Consider the following 18,001-nt stretch of genomic DNA (forward strand, 5'->3'; position numbering starts at 1 on the left):
GCGATGTCCGTTTCGTCGCCCGGCCTGGCCTCGGGCCTGCTGCTCGCGCTGCTGTCGCTGGCGCCGGCCCATGCCGGCGACGCGGCGCCCGCCGATGCGGGCGCGCTCACCGGCCTGCTCGCCGCGCGCGGCTACGACACGATCCCGATGCGGCGCTATGGCGCGGCGCATCTCGCGGTCGAAGTCAGCATCAACGGGGTCGCCGGCACCTTCCTGATCGACACCGGCGCTGGGCGGACGGTCATCGACCGGGCGCGCCAAGCGCGCTTTGCCGGTGGACGCCAGGCCGATGCGTCAGGCGGGCTGCAGGCGACCGGCGCCGGTGCCGGCAACCTCGCCATCGAGACACTGCCAGGCAGCCGACTGACGATCGGCGAGTACCGGGACGACGATTTCACCGCGCACTTTCTCGCACTCGACCACGTCACCACTGCCTTCTCGCAACGCGGGCTGCCGACGATCGACGGCGTGCTCGGCGCCGACGTCCTCGACCGCGGCCAGGCGGTGATCGATTACCCGAACCTGCGGCTGCACCTCCGCAATCCCGCCGCACCCGCGGCATCCGTCTCCCACTGAACAACGCAGACACCGATGAAAGCCTACGACGTCAAGAAAGGAAACGTGGTCGAACACAACGGCGGGGTCTACCAGATCCGCGACATCGAACGCAGCTCGCCGCAAGGCCGCGGCGGCAATGTGCGCTTCCGCTTCACCATGTACAGCGTGCCGGGCGGCAACAAGCTCGACGCGAGCTTCGACGGCGACGACGACCTGCGCGAGGTCGATCTGGCCCGGCGCCAGGCCAGTTTCTCGTACAAGGACGGCGACGCCTTCGTGTTCATGGATGACGAAGACTTCACCCCCTACACCCTCGACGCCGATGTCGTCGGCGACGGAGCGGGCTACATCACCGAAGGCCTGGGCGGCTGCTATGTCCAGGTCATCGACGATGCGCCGGTCGGCCTGCAACTGCCGCAGAGCGTGGCACTCGAAGTCGTCGACACCCCGCCCGAACTCAAGGGCGGCACCGCGACCAAGCGGCCCAAGCCCGCCAAGCTCAGCACCGGCATCGAGATCCAGGTGCCCGAGTACATCGGCAACGGTGAGCGCGTCTGGGTCAACACCACGACCGGCGAGTTCGGCGGACGCGCGGACTGATTTTCCGGCTCGGGTCGCGCCGTTGGAAACGCCAGCGACCGAGGCGGCGAATGCTTCAGTCGAGTTGCAGCCCGCCCGCCTCGCGATGCAGTTCACGCAGGTGGGCGCCGAGCATGGCGACGTTGCGCTCGGTCGTCGCCAGGCGTCGTTGCGCGTCCGGCGGCAATGCCGCGCGCCCCTGGGTGTCCAGCGCGTCGCGCAGCGCCCGCAGGCGGTGGCCGAGCGCATCGGCCTGCACCCGCAGCGCCGCGCGCTCGGTCTGCTGTGGCAGGCCGTAGCCGCTGTCGAGCAGTTGCGCCGGACGGCTGAGGCCGTCGCCGGCAGCGAGCAATGCCTGCAGCGTATCGGCCGCGGCGCCCTGGTCCGCGGCCGCGAGATGCCAGCGGCGCTTGAGCATGTTGCGCAGCCGCAGCTCCAGCCGCCGCTGCGCGGCGTGCTCGAGCACCAGCAGCGCTGCGCCGTCGCGCTGCCCTGCCGTTGCCAACCATGGCGCGCGCAGATCGGGATCGAGATCGAGCCAGGTGGCGACATCGCCGGTCGGCAATGGCTGCGCCGCCTGGGCGACCGCCAGCAGGGCCGCGTACTCGCGGTCCGCGGCCGGAAAGTAATACCCCTCACGCATGGCGCGATCGGGCGCATCGAGCACCGCGACGTCGGCGATGCCGTCGCGTACAAGCCTGCGCAGCAGGCCGTTGGGCGTGATGCTGCGCAGGCGCGGGCCGTCGAGCCGCGGCACGCCGGCATCGAGCAGTTTCCAGGTCTCCACCGCACAGTTGTTGCCGACGAACCGGTAGCGGCCGTCGTAGCTCCAGTGCACGCTGGCCGCGCGCTCGAGCAATGTCGCGATTTCGTCCGGCGACAAGCGCAGCGGAATCGACTGCAGCCCGCGCAGTTCGATCCTGGTGTACTCGTCGATCACTTGGTCGAGCGGCAGCACGAACAGCCGCGCCGGATAACGTCCCGTCAGCCCGCGCAGGCTGGAGATCTGCACATCGTCGACGAACGCCCGGAACGACAGCACGCGGTGGTGCGCCAGGTCGTAGCGGCAGTCGGGCCCGGGGGTGCGACCCGGCGCGCAGATCACCAGACGCAGCATGCTGTGGCCCCAGCGACTCATCGGCTGCGCGTTCCCCTCGGCGAACAGGTACTCGACCGACCAGACCCGTGCCGGATCGAGCTCCAACAGCAGGTGGCCGTCCTCCTGCGCCTGCGACTCGGCCTCGATGAACGGCAACCCGCCAGCGCAGTCCGCGGCGGGCGGCGCCCAAGCGAAATGCGCGCTGAAGTACGCGTGCAGTGCGGGCCGCCGGCAGGCGTACTCGGGATCGAGCAGGAAGTGCTCGAGATTGACCGCGACGAATTCCGCCGCAGATGCGGTTTCGTAGGCGTCGGGCCGACGGTCGGTCATCGCATTGTGGCGCGCCCGCAGGCCCAGCCGCAGCGGGGCGCGCGGCCAGCCTGCAAGATCGCGTAGCCGCGGATCGCGCGACAGGCCGCCGTAACGGCTGCGGTCGTAGCGATGCGCGAGCTCGTGCACGAGCGCGGCGGACGCGGCCTGCGTCGCCTGGGCATCCAGGCCATCGGCGACCACGGCATCGAGCAGCGCCCGGCGCAGCACGATGCGGTCGCCGATCGCACGCCCGTGCACCTGCGGCGGCAGGTCGTCGCGCCAGCTCAGCTGCACGTCGAGTCCCTCGGCGGCGCGCCAGGCCGGCGGCAGGCGCGCAAGTACCGTGTCGATCAGCCGGGCCGAGGCGGCCTGCGCGTCGGCATCGAGCGGCGGCGTGCCGGTTCCTGCGTCGATCCGCCAGGCCTGCGCATGCGCAGCGCCGGCGGCGAGCAACAGCGCGACGCCCACGGCCCGCAGGCGACGGCGCGAAACCATCGGCTCAGAGCGCGAGGATGGCCTGCGCCAGTTGCAGGTCGCTCGCCACCTGCGCATCGGGCCGCGTCTGCCGCAGGTGGCGCAATGCGGCCTCGAGACGGGCGCCACGGATCCGGCCGTCGCTGGCGACGAAGCCGGCAGCATCTTCGCGCGCCTGCAGGACGATCTTGTCCTTGCCCGAACTGCTGCCCGACGACGCCGAGCTGCCAGCGGACGTCGCACCGCCCGTCGTACCGGCGAAACTGCCGGCAAACGCCGACGTGGACAGAACGAGCAGCGCACAGGCGAGCGAGGATCGGGACATCAGGGGGCATCTCCATCAGGGAGGCCACACTCCACCCCGCCCTCACGCCGCCTTCATGGCGACGGCCGACCGACAGTCATGCATCGAACAGCTTGCCGGGATTGAGCACACCGTCCGGGTCGAGCGCACGGCGGATGCCGCGCATCACCGCGATCTCGGCCGCGCTGCGGGTCGATTCGAGATAGGGCTTCTTGACCAGCCCGATGCCGTGCTCGGCCGAGATGCTGCCGCCGTGCGCGTGCAGGGTGTCGGCGAGCAGCTTGGTCACGCGCTCGCATTGCGCGACGAACGCCTCGTTGGCGAGGTCGGCCGGCTTGAGCACGTTGATATGCAGGTTGCCATCGCCGATGTGGCCGAACCACACCACGTCGAACTGCGGGTACTCGCGCGCCAGCAGCGCCTGCGCCGTCTCGAGGAACGCCGGCATCGCCGAGATCCGCACCGAGACGTCGTTCTTGTAGGGCACGTGCGGTGCCAGGCTTTCGGTGATGCCCTCGCGCAACCGCCACAGCTGCGCGGCCTGCGCCTCGCTCTGACCGATCACGCCGTCCTCGACCCAACCCTGCTCGACGCAATGCTCGAACGCCGACAGCATGGCGACCTCGCCGGCCTCGCCTTCGCAGGCGAACTCGGCGACGACATAGAAGGGGTGCGCGGTCTCGAACGGCGCCTGCGCGCCATGCGCGACCACGTGGTGCAGGGCGCGATCGGTGAAGAACTCGAAGGCCTCCAGGGCCACCCGCGCGCGCAGCGCTTGGAACACCTGCATCAGGCCCTCGAACGACGGCAGCGCCAGCAGCAGCGTGCGCGTGGCCGGCGGCGGCGCGGTCAGTTTCAGGCTGGCTTCGACGATGATGCCCAGCGTGCCCTCCGAGGCGATGGCCAGGTGCCGCAAGTCGTAGCCGCTGGAGTTCTTGACCAGCCCGCGGCCGAGATCGAGCAACTCGCCGGTGCCGGTCACCAGTTTGAGACCGGCGATCCACTCGCGGGTGTTGCCGTAGCGCAGCACCCGGATGCCGCCGGCGTTGGTCGCGATGTTGCCACCGATCGTGCACGAGCCGCGCGCGGCGAAGTCGACCGGATAGGCCAGCCCATGGCCGCGCGCCGCCTCCTGCACCACTTCGAGCGCGATGCCCGGCTGCACGGTCAGGATCCGGTCGACCGGGTCGAAGTCGAGCACGCGGTTCATCCGTTGCAGGCTCAACACCAGTTCGCCATGGGCGGCGACCGCGCCGCCCGACAGCCCGGTCCGGCCGCCCGAGGGCACGATCGCCACGCCTTCGTCGCGCGCCCAGCGCACCGTGGCCTGGACCTCGGCGATATCGGCCGGCAGCGCGACCGCCAGCGGCGCGGGGGTCCAGCGCCGCGTCCAGTCGACGCCGAAATAGGCCAGATCGGCCGGATCGGTCCGCACCTGCAGGGTCGGGACGGCGGCTTGCAGCCGGGCGATGCGGGCATCGGACATGGTGTGGAGGAATCGCGGTACGGCGGGCCAGCCTGCCAGCCGCGCCCGCAGGCGTCCAGCATCCGCGCCGCCTCGGTCCGCGGCCGAAGCGGCTGGCGCGCATCTCTCGGTCCGACACCATCTGCTGCGCTGCAACAGCGGCGGCCTTCTGGCACCATGATGCGCTCCTCCCGACCGGCGGCCGCAGCCTCGATGAAGACCTCGTTTCCCCGCGCGGACATCCGCGTCCTGCTGCTCGAAGGTGTCAGCCAGAGCGCCGTCGACACCTTCAAGGCCGCCGGCTACACGCAGATCGAGGTGCATCCCAAGTCGCTGCCCGAAGACCAACTGCTGGCCAAGATCGCCGATGCGCACATCGTCGGCATCCGCTCGCGCACCCAGCTCAGCGCTGAGGTCATCGCCCACGCGCGCCGGCTGCTCGCGGTCGGCTGCTTCTGCATCGGCACCAACCAAGTCGACCTGGAAGCAGCCGAACTGGCCGGCATCCCGGTGTTCAATGCGCCCTACTCCAACACCCGCAGCGTCGCCGAACTGGTGGTCGCCGAGGCGATCATGCTGCTGCGCGGCATCCCGCAGAAGAACGCGCAGTGCCATCGCGGCGGCTGGAGCAAGTCCGCGCTGGGCAGCCACGAGGCGCGCGGCAAGACCTTGGGCATCGTCGGCTACGGCCATATCGGCACCCAGGTCGGCGTGCTCGCTGAATCGCTGGGCATGCAGGTGCTGTTCCACGACATCGAGACCAAGCTCTCGCTTGGCAACGCCCGCAGCGCGACCGGGCTGGACGACCTGCTCGCACGCAGCGATGTGGTGACCCTGCACGTACCCGAGACCCCGGCGACCAAGCTGATGTTCGGCGCCGCGGAGCTCGCCGCGATGAAGCCCGGCGCGCACTTGATCAATGCCTCGCGTGGCACCGTGGTCGACATCGACGCGCTCGACGCCGCGCTGCGCACCGGGCATGTCGGCGGCGCGGCGATCGACGTGTTCCCGGTCGAGCCCAAGGGCAACGATGACGTCTTCGACTCCCCGCTGGCCGCCCACGACAACGTGCTGCTGACCCCGCACGTGGGCGGCAGCACGCTCGAGGCGCAGGACAACATCGGCATCGAGGTTGCCGCCAAGCTCGTGCGCTACAGCGACAACGGCAGCACGCTGTCGGCGGTCAATTTCCCCGAGGTCACGCTGCCCGAGCATGTCGGCAGCCACCGCATCCTGCACCTGCACCGCAACGTGCCCGGCGTGCTGGTGAAGATCAACGAGGTGTTCTCGCGCCAGGCGATCAACATCGACGGCCAGTATCTGCGCACCACCGCCAATGTCGGCTACGTGGTCATCGACGTCGGCGCGACCCGCGAGCAGGCCGAGCGCCTGCGCAGCGAATTGTCGAAGATCGACGGCACGCTGCGCACGCGAGTGCTGTACTAGGCCATCGGGATCGGGGCATCGGGCCGGCGGGCCCTCGCGAAGCTCAGCCGACCGGAATCCCCCACCCGTCCAGACACTTGCGCGCCATGCGGCGCAAGGACGCGTCGTACTCGGTGCCGGCGGCGACGTCGGCAAGGGGGCGCCACGCGAGCGCATGGGATTCGGCGCTGACCGCGAAACGCTCGTCGGCACCGGCACGCACGAGATAGCGCACGTCGTAGTGCCAGTGCGCGGGCACGCCCTTGTGCTCGGGGATCCAGTGCCGATCGAGATCGAAGATCGCCGGCAGCACCGCCACGCCCTGCAGGCCGGTCTCCTCCTCGGTCTCGCGCAGCGCCACGCGTGCCAGGTCGATGTCGCCGTCGGCGTGGCCACCCGGCTGCAGCCACAGATTCAGCTTGCGGTGGTGGGTCAGCAAGGTGCGCTGGCCGTCGGCCGAGACCACCAGCGCCGATGCGGTGAAATGGCCCGCGAGGCGTTCGCGCACGAACGGATCGAGCGGATCGTCGAGCAGCGCAACGAACTCATCGACGGTCGCACGCTCGTCAGGATGCCGAACCGCGTAGTGGGCGAAGGCGGCGGCCAGCGCTGGCGCGCGCGATGGGCGGGAAGCGGACATGCGGTGCGGACCTGGAGCAGCGTGGGGACGCGCAGCATCGGCGCTCGGCCGCGCGGCTGCAAGGTGGCCGGCACCCGAACGCAGAATGCCTGCGGCTTGACCGCACCCCGCCCCGCGCCGAAAATTATCTCTGTATCGCGATATGGAGATATTCATGGACCTGGAAGCCTGGTCGGCGCGGCTCAAGACCCTCGCCGATCCGACCCGCGTCCGGCTGCTGGCGCTGCTCGAAGTCGAGGAACTGACGGTGGCCGAGCTGTCGTCGATCACCCGACTCGCGCAGCCGCGCGTCTCCACGCACCTGGCGCGCCTCAAGGAAGCCGGCCTGGTCCGCGATCGCCGTGCCGGCGTGTCGGCTTACTACCGATTCGACGACGCCGCGCTCGACCCGGCACAGCGCGCATTGTGGCAGGCGCTGAGCACCGGCAGCGACGATCCGTTGCTGCGCCAGGACGCCGAACGCATCCCGTCGGTGCTGGCGATGCGCGCCGCAGACCAGAACTGGGCCGACAGCGTGGCCGGCGACATGGAGCGGCACTACTCGCCCGGGCGGACCTGGGAAGCCCTCGCGCGCTCGGCACTGCCGTTGCTCGAGACCGGCGACGTGCTCGACATCGCCTCGGGCGATGGCGTCCTCGCCGAACTGCTGGCGCCGCACGCCCATCGCTACGTCTGTCTCGATGCAAGTGCGCGCGTGGTCGCCGCGTCGGCCGAGCGCCTCAAGCGCTTCCGCAACGTCGAGGTCCGCGAAGGCGACATGCACGCGCTGCCGTTCGAGGACGCCAGCTTCGACCTCGTCGTGCTGATGCATGCGCTGACCTATGCCACGCGCCCGGCGCAGGCGGTCACCGAGGCCGCGCGGGTGCTGCGCCCCGGCGGCCGGCTGCTGCTGTCGAGCCTCGACCGCCATGGCCATGAAGCGGTCGTGCAGGCCTACGGCCATGCCAACCTGGGGTTCCCTGACAAGGAACTGCGCCGCTTCGTCACCAAGGCCGGGCTGGAGATCCACAGCGCCGAGACGGTGACGCGCGAGAAGCGGCCGCCGCACTTCCAGGTGATCTCGATCATCGCGAGAAAGCCGTGACCTGGCTGCACCCCGACCGCGTCGCCGCGCTCGAGGCCGCGCTCGCGCAGCGCATCCTCGTGCTCGACGGCGGCATGGGCACGATGATCCAGCAGCATGGACTGACCGAGGCCGATTACCGCGGCACGCGCTTCGCCGGCGGCTTCGACGCGCTGCACGCTGTCGACGGCCATGCCCATGGCGCCGGTTGCGGCTGCGAGGCCGCCGACCAGCGCGGCAACAACGACCTGCTCACGCTGACCCGGCCCGACATCATTGGCGGCATCCACGCCGCCTATCTCGAGGCCGGCGCCGACCTGGTCGAGACCAATACCTTCAACTCGACCGCAGTGTCGCTGGCCGATTACCGCTTGCAGCACCTGGCACGCGAACTCAATCGCGAGGGCGCCGCGCTCGCGCGCGCGGCCTGCGATGCCGCGCAGGCGCGCACGCCCGGGCGGCCGCGCTTCGTCGCCGGCATCCTCGGCCCAACCAGCCGCACCGCATCGATCAGCCCCGACGTCAACGATCCGGGCTTCCGCGCGGTGACGTTCGAGGACCTGGTGCGCATCTACCGCGAGGCCGCCCATGGCCTGATCGAGGGCGGCGCCGACGTGCTGATGGTCGAGACGGTGTTCGACACCCTCAATGCCAAGGCCGCGCTGTTCGCGGTGGAGACGGTGTTCGACGATCTCGGCGGCCGGGTGCCGGTGATGATCTCGGGCACGATCACCGACGCCTCGGGCCGCACGCTGTCGGGACAGACCGCCGAAGCGTTCTGGTACTCGCTGCGCCATGCGCGGCCGCTGTCGATCGGGCTCAACTGCGCACTCGGCGCCAAGGACCTGCGGCCCCACGTCGACACCCTGGCGCAGATCGCCGAGGTCCATGTCTCCTGCCACCCCAATGCCGGGCTGCCCAATGCCTTCGGCGGTTACGACGAAACCCCCGAAGACATGGCCGCGACCCTGCACGAATTCGCGACCGCCGGGCTGCTGAACATCGTCGGCGGCTGCTGCGGCACCACGCCTGCACACATCCGCGCGATTGCCGACGCGATGCGCAATGTCGCCCCGCGCACGCCGGTCGGCCACCGGGCCGACGCCGCATGAGCGCGCCCGCAGGCCAGTCTCCAGCACCGCGTTTCACTCGCCTATCGGGCCTCGAACCGCTGGTGATCACCCCGGAACTGCTGTTCGTCAACGTCGGCGAACGCACCAACGTCACCGGCTCGGCCGCGTTCCGCAAGCTGATCCGCGAAGACCGCTACGCCGAGGCGGTGGAGGTCGCGCGCCAGCAGGTCGAGGGCGGCGCGCAGATCCTCGACGTCAACATGGACGAGGGCATGCTCGACTCCGAGCGGGCGATGACCACGTTCCTGAACCTCATCGCCGCCGAACCCGACATCGCACGTATCCCGGTGATGGTCGACTCCTCGAAGTGGAGCGTGATCGAGGCCGGCTTGCGCTGCCTGCAGGGCAAGGGCGTGGTCAACTCGATCTCGCTCAAGGAGGGCGAGACGACGTTCCTGGCACAGGCGCGCAAGGTACTGCGCTATGGCGCGGCGGTCGTAGTCATGGCCTTCGACGAGACCGGCCAGGCCGACACCCGCGCGCGCAAGGTCGAGATCTGTACCCGCGCCTACCGACTGTTGACCGAAGTCGTGGGCTTCCCGCCCGAGGACATCGTGTTCGATCCGAACATCTTCGCGATCGCCACCGGCATCCCCGAGCACGACAACTACGCGGTCGACTTCATCGAGGCCACGCGCGAGATCCGCGCCACGCTGCCGCATTGCCATGTCTCGGGTGGCGTGTCGAACGTCTCGTTCTCGTTCCGCGGCAACGAGGTCGTGCGCCAGGCGATCCACGCGGTGTTCCTGTACCACGCGATCGCGGCCGGCATGGACATGGGCATCGTCAACGCCGGCGCGATGCCGATCGTCGACGAACTCGATCCCGAGTTGCGCGCGTGCGTCGAGGATGTCGTGCTCAATCGCCGCTCCGACGCGACCGAACGGCTGCTCGAACTGGCCGAGCGCTACAAGGGCCGCAAGGGTGCGGCCAAGACCGAAACACTCGCCTGGCGCGAAGCGCCGGTCCAGCAACGCCTGACCCATGCCCTGGTGCACGGCATCGACCAGTACGTCGACACCGATACCGAAGAAGCGCGGCTACAGTTCGCGCGGCCGCTGGAAGTCATCGAAGGGCCGCTGATGGCCGGCATGAACGTCGTCGGCGACCTGTTCGGCGCCGGCAAGATGTTCCTGCCGCAGGTGGTCAAGTCGGCGCGGGTCATGAAGAAGGCGGTCGCCTGGCTGCTGCCGCACATCGAGGCCGAGAAGGCGCGCACCGGCGATGCGGGCAAGTCCAATGGCCGCATCGTGATCGCGACGGTCAAGGGCGATGTGCACGACATCGGCAAGAACATCGTCGGCGTGGTGCTGGCCTGCAACAACTTCGAGGTCGTCGACCTGGGGGTCATGGTGCCGGCGCAGACGATCCTCGACAAAGCCCGTGAGGTGCAGGCCGATGTCATCGGCCTGTCGGGGCTGATCACCCCATCGCTGGAAGAGATGAGCCACGTCGCGCGCGAGATGAAGCGTCAGGGCTTTGCGCTACCGTTGCTGATCGGCGGGGCCACCACCTCGCGCGCGCACACCGCGCTGAAGATCGCGCCGCATTACGGCGCGCCGACCGTCTGGGTCAAGGACGCCTCGCGTGCCGTCGGCGTCGTGCAGTCGCTGATCAGCCCCGAACTGCGACCGGCCTTCGTCGCCGCCAACGATGCCGACTACGCCGAGATCCGCGCGCGCCACGCCAATCGCGGCGACGCCAAGCGGCTGGTCGCACTGGACAAGGCGCGCGCCCAGGCCTTCGACGGCGGCTGGGAGACCTATGTGCCACCAACGCCGCGCCGCCCCGGCCTGCACGTGTTCGAGGACTACCCGCTCGACGACCTGCTGCCGGTCATCGACTGGACTCCCTTCTTCAATGCCTGGGAGTTGTTCGGCAAGTATCCAGCGATCCTGACCGACGAGATCGTCGGCGCGCAGGCCAGCGAGCTGCTGGCCGATGCACAGGCGATGCTGCGCCGGATCGTCGAGGAGAAATGGCTCACCGCCAAGGCGGTATTCGGGCTGTGGCCGGCGACCCGCGTCGGCGACGATGTCGACGTGGTCGTCCCCGAGCACGCGCACGGCCGCGTCCGCTTGCACTTCCTGCGCCAGCAGGTCGACAAGCCGGTCGAGCGGCCGGACTTCTGCCTGGCCGACTTCATCGCGCCGGCCGACAGCGGCGTGCAGGACTGGATCGGGGCGTTCGCAGTCACCGCGGGCATCGGGATCGAGCCGCACGTCGCGCGCTTCGAGGCGGCACACGACGACTACAACGCGATTCTGCTCAAGGCGCTGGCAGACCGTCTGGCCGAAGCGTTGGCCGAACGGCTGCACCAGCGCGTGCGGACCGACTACTGGGGCTACGCGGCCGACGAAGCGCTCGACAACGACGCACTGATCGGTGAGCAGTACCGCGGCATCCGCCCTGCCCCAGGCTACCCGGCCTGCCCCGAGCACAGCGAAAAGCGCACGCTGTTCGACCTGCTCGGCGCCGAGGCCAACGCTCGCATGACGCTGACCGAGAGCTTCGCGATGCTGCCCACCGCGGCGGTGTCGGGCTATTACTTCAGCCATCCGCGCAGCCAGTACTTCGTCGTCGGCCGGGTTTCCAAGGAGCAGGTGCACGACTACGCCAAGCGCAAGGGCGTGCCGCTGGCGCAGGCCGAACGCTGGCTGGCCTCGAATCTGGACTACGACCCGGATTGAGCGCCGGGCTGCGCATGCCCATCACGACCGCCCCGCTATCCTCGGCGCCTGCTTCGCGCTGAGGATCTGTGCATGCTTCGACGCCGTACCGCCGGCGCCCTGACGTTGGCCGCGATCGGTTGCCTGGCCGCCGCCTGCAGTCCCGTTACCGGCCCATCGGCGACCATGCAAGCCGATGCGCCGCCCTCGCCCCCGCCGATCGTCATCGAGCATGCTCGGGTGTTCGACGGCGAGCGCGACCTGGGCCAGGTCACGCTGGTGATCCGCGACGGCCTCGTCGCACGCATCGCGCAGCCGGACGCCGACGACCTGCCCATCGACGCCGAGCGCATCGACTACCGCGGCCGGTTCATCGTGCCCGGCCTGGTCAACGCCCACGCGCACGTCGGCAACACCGAGGGCACCGCCCACGGCGACCGCTTCTACACCCGCACGCACGTCGCGCGCGACCTGCGCCAGTTCCAGGCCTACGGGGTCACCACGGTGATGTCGCTGGGCATGAACGGCGCGGCGTTCGGCGACATCCGCAACGCCGTGACCGGCGATCCGACACTGGGTGCGCAACTGCTCGGCGCAGGCGGCGGCATCGGCGCACCCGGCGGCGCGCCGCCCGCCGCGAACATGGGTCTGGTGCACGATCCAGTGGCGCGCCCGGCGACCGCCGCCGCGGCCCGCACCGCGGTCCGGGCGCAGGCGGAAAGCGGCGTCGACATCGTCAAGTTGTGGGTCGATGCCCTCGGCGGCCAGGTCGCACCGATGGCACCCGAGGTCTATCGCGCCACGATCGACGAGGCCCATCGCCAGAAGCTGCTTGCCGCCGCGCATATCCACGATCTCGCGCCGGCCACCGATCTCGTCGCCAGCGGCCTGGACATCGTCGCCCACGGCGTGCGCGACCAGCCGGTCGACCCGGCGTTCGTCGCCGCGCTGCGCACCTCGAACGCCGGCTACATCGCGACGCTGCAGATCGACGAGGCGAACTACATCTATGCCGAGCATCCCGAGTGGCTGGAAACGCCATTCCTGCGCAACGCGTTGCCCGAGGCAGTCCGCGCCCAGTGGTCCGATCCGCAGTGGCGTGCCGACACGCTGCGCGACCCACAGACCGCGAAGGCGCGCGCCGCGCTCGCCACGAACCTGCGCAATCTGTCGACGCTGCGCGAGGCCGGCGTCCGGATCGGGTTCGGCACCGATGCCGGCGCGCTGCCGCGCCGCGTGCCGGGCTTCGCCGAGCACCGCGAACTCGAACTGATGATGCAGGCCGGTTTCAGCCCGCAACAGGCGCTGACGGTGGCGACCCGCGATTCGGCGCACCTGCTGCGCCTGGACGACCGCGGCCTGCTGCAGCCGGGCCGACGTGCGGACTTCATCGTGGTCGCCGCCGACCCACTGGCCGACATCCGCAACCTGCGCACGATCGCAGCAGTCTGGCAGGCCGGCCGCAGGGTCGCGGGCCCGGTTGCCGAGTACCGCGCGCCTTGAGTCACCCCAGAACCGGGGTCAGAGTCGGATTGTCACGCAGAATCTCGCGTGCTGCCGTGCGCTCGATCGCCGTGGGCGCCGCGCGGTCGCCCCTTCCAACCCACGCCGTCAGCGGAAACCGACCGCCACGCCGAAGCCGCCCTGCCAATCGGTCGCGTCGCCGCCGACCCCGCGCAGCAGCGACAAGTCGAACTGCACCCGCGGTTGCGGACGCCAGGTCAGGCCGCTGCCGATGACCGTCCCGGCCTGCGTTCCGCCGCCGACACCCGCCTCGACATAGCCGGCGAACGTGCCGGCCTCGAACAGGTCCAGGCTCGGCGCGATCTGCCAGCCGCTGCCGTCGTCGTCGTGCTGATAGCCGGCGAACAGCGCGTAGCCGCGCCCGCCGTCGGTCTCGCCCTCGACCGACGCGCCAAAGCTGCGCAGGTGGGTGTCGGGACGCAGCCCGCGCGATCCGGTCGCCAGGCCGTAGCGTGCCAGCAGCGCCCAGTCGAGCGCACCGGCGCTGGGCAATGCCCACTTCAGGCCGACACTGCTGTCGCCCGCGCCCTCGGCCACCTGCCGTGCGCCACCGGCATCGCGTGTCGACGTGCGCTGCCACGGCGCTGCCGACAGCTGCACCTCCAGCGCTGCGCCCAGGCCCACGCGCAGCGTACTGCCGGCGGTCGTTTCAGTCGTGCGCACGCCTTCGTCGCGATCGTGCTCGAAGTCAGGCAGGCCCTGCTCCCAGGCCACCTGCCCGGGCGCGAGCACGGCCGCCGAGAACCCGATCCCCGGTCGGTCGAATGCGATCTCCTGCGCCCAGGTGGTGCCGACCGGCAACAATGCGAGGCACAGCCCGGCGGCGCGCATGATCACCAGACCAGGTCGTCGGGCACTTGGTACTTGGGATCACTGTAGGGGTCGTCGCCCACCGGTGTGGACGGGTCCACCTTCAGCGCGACCGCCTGCGCAAACATCGTTTCGGCCTCGGCCAGCACCGCCGCGGTCACCAGCAGGTAGCGGCCGTTGACCTGCACCACACCGAGTTCGCCGGCATTGAGCGCGCGCAGTTGCTCGGCATCGACATGGATGCGCTTGATCTTGCCGCCATATTCGAAATGCCGGGCGATATCGGCATCGGCGCGGTTGAGCGCCTTGTCCTTGACGAACGCTTCGAGCTTGGCGCGCGCCTCGCGGCGCAGCCGGGCCTGTTCCTGCCGCTGGCGCTCGGCCTCGATGCGCTCGTCCTTTTCGCGCTGGGCGCGGATCGCATAGGCCTTGGCCAGGTCGATGTCCTCGCGCAGCGGCCGCGGCTTGCGTGGACCCTGTGCATCGCGTCGGCCGGGCGGCCGCGCCGGTCCATCCGGCCGCCCCCCCTCGGCCCGCTTACCGCCACTGCGGCGCTCGTCCGGACGTCCCCGGCGCTCGTCGCGGCGCGGTGGCGGCTTGGCCGGTTTGGCCGGCGCCTTGAAGCCCAGACCGAGCAGCTGGTCGCGCAGGGTATCGCTCATGGAGGAAGGACCTCGCCTGGAACGGAAACAGTGGACATGGAGAACAATGAAACAGCGGTGGCGGGCACCGACCGGGCACACAGGCCCGGCACTGGACTTTCGATCATGCGGACGCGTCAGTAATGCGGCGGGGGCGGCTCCTGCCCCGGGTCCGGAAACTGCACCGTACGCGCCTGGCGCAGGTCGTCCATGACCCGGCGCAACAGGCCGGTCTGGGCCACGAGTTCGAGCCGCGCGGCGGTGAGCGCGTCGTTGAGCTCGGAGATCGTGTGTTCCTGGAAGGCCAGCCGCGTCTCCAATTCGGTCACCCGCTGCTCGAGCGCCGAATGGACCTCGGCATCGATCTTGGCACCGGTCATCGCACGGCATCCCCACCGTCGCGGCCCGGCGATGCGCGCCGCGACGGTGCGTGGATCACTTGACGATGTCCTGCAGCTCGACCTCGAAGGTCAGCGCCTGGTTCGGACCGATCGGACCCGAGCCCATCTCGCCGTAGCCGAGCTTGGCCGGGATCCACAGTTCGTACTTGCTGCCGACCGGCATCAGCTGCAGGCCTTCCTGCCAACCCGGGACCACCTGGTTGAGCGCGAACTGCGCCGGCTCACCACGATCGTAGGAGCTGTCGAAGGTCTCGCCGTTGAGCAGCGTGCCCTTGTAGTGCACGCGCACGGTGTCTTCGGGACCGGGCTTGGCGCCGGTGCCCTGGGTAACGACGCGGTACTGCAGGCCCGACGCCGTGGTCTGCACGCCTTCTCGCTTGGCGTTCTCGGCGAAGAACGTCTCGGCCTCGGCGGCGTTGGTCTTCGCCTTCTCCTGCATCTCGGCAAGCTGCTTGGCCTGCATGCGCTCACCGAAGGACTGCATCACCTTCATCGCCTGCTCGTCGGTGATCTCGATGGCCTTGTCGTCGAGCGTCTCGGCGATTGCGCGCTGCAGGGTCTTGAGGTCGATCTCGTCCTTGACCTGCTTGAGCGACTCGCCCATCTGGTTGCCGATGATGTAGCTCACCTGTTCGCGCTCGGTCTTGAGCCCGGCGATCTCGGTGCTGCTGGCGGCCTCGCCGCTGGCGTCGGCGGCGCCCTGGACCGGCTTGCCGGTCTCCTTGTCGATCGGCTTGCAGGCGATCATCGCCAGCGGCAGCACGGCCACCAGGCCGACGAGGGCGATACGCGATGTGGTCTTCATCTTGAAGGACTCCGGGAGAAAGGATTGCGGAATTGAGCGTGCGAAAGCGGCAGCGAAACGCCGCGGGAATGGAAACGCGATCAGAGAATGTCGATCAGCTCGACGTCGAACACCAGTGTGGCGTTGGCGGGAATGTTGGGCGGGCTGCCCTTCGGCCCGTAGGCCAGGTCGCCCGGGATCCAGAACCGGTACTTGCCGCCGACCGGCATCAGTTGCAGGCCCTCGGTCCAACCGGCGATGACCTGGTCCAGGCCGAACACCGCAGGCCCGCCGCGTCCGTAGGAACTGTCGAACTCGGTGCCGTCGAGCAGCGTGCCGCGGTAATGCACGCGGACGCGATCGCCCGCACGCGGGCGCGGCCCCTGCCCTTGCCGCTCGACGCTGTACTGGATCCCCGACGCGGTGGCGAACACCCCGGGCTTGCCGCGATTGCCGGCCATGAACGCCGCGCCGGCGCGGCGATTGGCCTCGGCGGCATTGGCGGCGCGTGCCTGGGTCCGGCCCGCCATCGCCTCGCGGATCTGCGCGATCCGCGCCTCGTCGAGCGTCGGCGGCCGGCCTGCGATCGAGTCGGCGACCGCACGCACCAGCGGTGCGACCTCGATCTCGTCCTTGAGCGGCGCGAGCGATCGGGCGATATCCACCGCCACCATCTGGCTGACCTTGGTCGTGTCGATCGCGGGCGGCTCGCTGCCCGGCGGCAGTCCCGGCACCGGACGGCCGCTGCGCGCCGCGATGCGCTGGGCCAGCGCCACGCCAAGCTGTCGAGTCTCCTCGGGCGGCAGCGACGGCGGCTTGCCGTCGAGCGCGCTCGCGAGCGCCTGCTCGAAAACGCGCATGTCCAGGTCCGCGCCCACCTGGCCCAGCGAGCGGCCGACATCCAGGCCGACCACATAACTGGTCTGGGTGCGATCGGCGGCCGGCTCGGCGGCGCCGGCCTGGGCACCGACGGCGATGAGCAGCGCCACGACCCCGGCGCGCATCAGATTGGACATCCGTTGGTTCTCCTGCCCGGTCAGGGCGATGCAGCCGATTATTGTCGCGGCCAGCGCGGCGCGGGGCAATCTCGACCTGCGACGACTCAGATGCGCTTCAGCGCGCAGCCGGTCGCGGTGCCTGCAGCGCGCGCTCGATGGCAGCGACGATCTGCGGGTCGTCGGGCTTGGTCCGGCTGCCCCATTGCGCCAGCACCCGGCCATCGCGCCCGACCAGATACTTGTGGAAATTCCACTGCGGCGCCTGCCCAGTCGCCGCCGCCAGTTGGCGGTACAGCGGCGCCGCGTCCGGACCGACCACGTGCACTTTCTGGAACATCGGGAACTTCACCCCGTAGGTCAGCGTGCAGAAGTCCTGGATCGCCTGCTCGTCCTCGAACTCCTGTTCCTTGAAATCGCCCGACGGAAATCCAAGCACCGCAAAGCCCTGCCCGCGATAACGCGCGTGCAGGCCCTCGAGGGCCTCGAACTGCGGCGTGAAGCCGCACTTGCTGGCGGTGTTGACGATCAGCAGCACGTCGCCGCCGTAGGTCCGTCGCAGATCGACCGGCTCGCGGCCGGCCAGCGGACGAAAGCTGTGGCCGAGCAGGTCGGAGCGTCCCGGCGTCGACTGCGCAATCGCCAGTGACGCGGCCAGCAGGCCCGCCGCACAGGTCGCCAGGATCATGGACAGGTGGATTCTTCGCATCGCGCACTCCCGTGAAGGCACCGGCCTTCGTATGCCATCAGTTGGGTGGACGTCCGCCTCGCGAGGCATTGACACCCCCTGCCGTGGTGTTATAGTTGCCTACAACACCTACCCACCAGAGCAGGACGGTCCCATGACCCGCAGGCTCCAGACCCCGATCATCGCATGTGGCGTTTCCGCTGCGGCCCTGTGCGCCGTGTTGCTGGCCGCTGCCCCCTCGCTGTCGGCCGGCCGCGACGCCACCGCTTCGGCGGCAGGCGGACTGAACGTCGCGACCACGGCCGCCGCCCGCGACGTCGCCATCGGCGATGCCGAACCGCAGGACGCTGCCCCGCGCAGCCGCAGCCGGCGTGGCCGCAGCGCGATCGCGATGCCCTACTTCTCATTCGCCCGGGGCACCGGCGGGAGGGGCTGAC

Annotated in this window: 18 protein-coding genes; 8 read left to right on the top strand and 10 right to left on the bottom strand. The window is 69.9% G+C overall.

The annotated features are described in order from the left end of the window. The first annotated feature begins 3 nt into the window (after positions 1 to 3). The gene (locus ABE487_RS08055; protein ID WP_346451462.1) at positions 4 to 576 is read left to right on the top strand and encodes a retropepsin-like aspartic protease; all 573 of its coding nucleotides are present in this window, start codon (positions 4 to 6) and stop codon (positions 574 to 576) included. 15 nt (positions 577 to 591) lie between these two features. Continuing rightward, a complete protein-coding gene (gene yeiP, locus ABE487_RS08060; protein WP_346444355.1) occupies positions 592 to 1,158 on the top strand; it encodes an elongation factor P-like protein YeiP in 567 nt (188 codons plus the stop codon). A 55-nt stretch (positions 1,159 to 1,213) separates the two neighbouring features. Here the strand turns inward: yeiP and ABE487_RS08065 are convergent, their stop codons facing one another. The 3 genes from ABE487_RS08065 to ABE487_RS08075 form a co-directional block, all read right to left on the bottom strand. Beyond that, entirely contained in the window at positions 1,214 to 3,043 is a 1,830-nt protein-coding gene (locus tag ABE487_RS08065; RefSeq protein WP_346451463.1) for a DUF4105 domain-containing protein, read from the bottom strand. A 4-nt stretch (positions 3,044 to 3,047) separates the two neighbouring features. Continuing rightward, positions 3,048 to 3,347 carry a DUF2388 domain-containing protein gene (locus ABE487_RS08070; protein WP_346444352.1) on the bottom strand — a complete coding sequence of 100 codons (300 nt, stop codon included), beginning with the start codon at positions 3,345 to 3,347 and terminating at the stop codon, positions 3,048 to 3,050. 76 nt (positions 3,348 to 3,423) lie between these two features. Beyond that, positions 3,424 to 4,812, bottom strand: coding sequence for an FAD-binding oxidoreductase (locus tag ABE487_RS08075; RefSeq protein ID WP_346451464.1), 1,389 nt, complete (start codon positions 4,810 to 4,812; stop codon positions 3,424 to 3,426). 192 nt (positions 4,813 to 5,004) lie between these two features. Here ABE487_RS08075 and serA point away from each other — a divergent pair, with 192 nt between their 5' ends. After that, the gene (gene serA, locus ABE487_RS08080) at positions 5,005 to 6,237 is read left to right on the top strand and encodes a phosphoglycerate dehydrogenase (RefSeq protein ID WP_346444417.1); all 1,233 of its coding nucleotides are present in this window, start codon (positions 5,005 to 5,007) and stop codon (positions 6,235 to 6,237) included. A 43-nt stretch (positions 6,238 to 6,280) separates the two neighbouring features. Here serA and ABE487_RS08085 read toward each other — a convergent pair whose 3' ends face one another. Further along, positions 6,281 to 6,856 carry an NUDIX hydrolase gene (locus ABE487_RS08085; RefSeq protein WP_346451465.1) on the bottom strand — a complete coding sequence of 192 codons (576 nt, stop codon included), beginning with the start codon at positions 6,854 to 6,856 and terminating at the stop codon, positions 6,281 to 6,283. Between the two features lie 154 nt (positions 6,857 to 7,010). Between ABE487_RS08085 and ABE487_RS08090 the strand changes: the two genes are divergently transcribed. From ABE487_RS08090 to ABE487_RS08105, 4 genes are all read left to right on the top strand, one after another. Beyond that, positions 7,011 to 7,940: a metalloregulator ArsR/SmtB family transcription factor gene (locus ABE487_RS08090; protein ID WP_346444346.1), complete on the top strand. Its 930-nt coding sequence runs from the start codon at positions 7,011 to 7,013 to the stop codon at positions 7,938 to 7,940. After that, positions 7,937 to 9,031: a homocysteine S-methyltransferase family protein gene (locus tag ABE487_RS08095; RefSeq protein ID WP_346444344.1), complete on the top strand. Its 1,095-nt coding sequence runs from the start codon at positions 7,937 to 7,939 to the stop codon at positions 9,029 to 9,031. Before ABE487_RS08090 ends, ABE487_RS08095 begins: the two co-directional genes overlap by 4 nt. Next, positions 9,028 to 11,742 (top strand): methionine synthase, encoded by a 2,715-nt coding sequence (gene metH, locus ABE487_RS08100; protein ID WP_346451466.1) that lies wholly within the window; start codon positions 9,028 to 9,030, stop codon positions 11,740 to 11,742. Before ABE487_RS08095 ends, metH begins: the two co-directional genes overlap by 4 nt. Positions 11,743 to 11,814: 72 nt before the next feature. Further along, the gene (locus ABE487_RS08105) at positions 11,815 to 13,224 is read left to right on the top strand and encodes an amidohydrolase family protein (RefSeq protein WP_346451467.1); all 1,410 of its coding nucleotides are present in this window, start codon (positions 11,815 to 11,817) and stop codon (positions 13,222 to 13,224) included. Between the two features lie 108 nt (positions 13,225 to 13,332). Here ABE487_RS08105 and ABE487_RS08110 read toward each other — a convergent pair whose 3' ends face one another. The 6 genes from ABE487_RS08110 to ABE487_RS08135 all read right to left on the bottom strand — a co-directional run bounded on the left by ABE487_RS08110 (position 13,333) and on the right by ABE487_RS08135 (position 17,585). After that, positions 13,333 to 14,076, bottom strand: coding sequence for a transporter (locus tag ABE487_RS08110; protein ID WP_346451468.1), 744 nt, complete (start codon positions 14,074 to 14,076; stop codon positions 13,333 to 13,335). A gap of 2 nt (positions 14,077 to 14,078) precedes the next feature. Further along, the gene (locus ABE487_RS08115; RefSeq protein ID WP_346451469.1) at positions 14,079 to 14,717 is read right to left on the bottom strand and encodes a DUF2058 family protein; all 639 of its coding nucleotides are present in this window, start codon (positions 14,715 to 14,717) and stop codon (positions 14,079 to 14,081) included. Between the two features lie 116 nt (positions 14,718 to 14,833). Continuing rightward, on the bottom strand, positions 14,834 to 15,076 hold the full coding sequence (locus tag ABE487_RS08120; RefSeq protein WP_346444338.1) for a SlyX family protein: 243 nt from the start codon (positions 15,074 to 15,076) through the stop codon (positions 14,834 to 14,836). Between the two features lie 55 nt (positions 15,077 to 15,131). Then, positions 15,132 to 15,902: an FKBP-type peptidyl-prolyl cis-trans isomerase gene (locus tag ABE487_RS08125; protein ID WP_346451470.1), complete on the bottom strand. Its 771-nt coding sequence runs from the start codon at positions 15,900 to 15,902 to the stop codon at positions 15,132 to 15,134. Positions 15,903 to 15,982: 80 nt separating this feature from the next. Beyond that, positions 15,983 to 16,897 carry an FKBP-type peptidyl-prolyl cis-trans isomerase gene (locus tag ABE487_RS08130; protein ID WP_346451471.1) on the bottom strand — a complete coding sequence of 305 codons (915 nt, stop codon included), beginning with the start codon at positions 16,895 to 16,897 and terminating at the stop codon, positions 15,983 to 15,985. 97 nt (positions 16,898 to 16,994) lie between these two features. Further along, positions 16,995 to 17,585, bottom strand: coding sequence for a glutathione peroxidase (locus ABE487_RS08135; RefSeq protein WP_346451472.1), 591 nt, complete (start codon positions 17,583 to 17,585; stop codon positions 16,995 to 16,997). A gap of 133 nt (positions 17,586 to 17,718) precedes the next feature. On the opposite strand from ABE487_RS08135, the gene ABE487_RS08140 reads away from it, so the two are divergent. Beyond that, entirely contained in the window at positions 17,719 to 18,000 is a 282-nt protein-coding gene (locus ABE487_RS08140; protein WP_346444332.1) for a hypothetical protein, read from the top strand. Position 18,001 lies beyond the last annotated feature (1 nt).

The organism is Luteimonas sp. TWI596 (genome assembly GCF_039674105.1).
Taxonomy (GTDB): domain Bacteria; phylum Pseudomonadota; class Gammaproteobacteria; order Xanthomonadales; family Xanthomonadaceae; genus Luteimonas.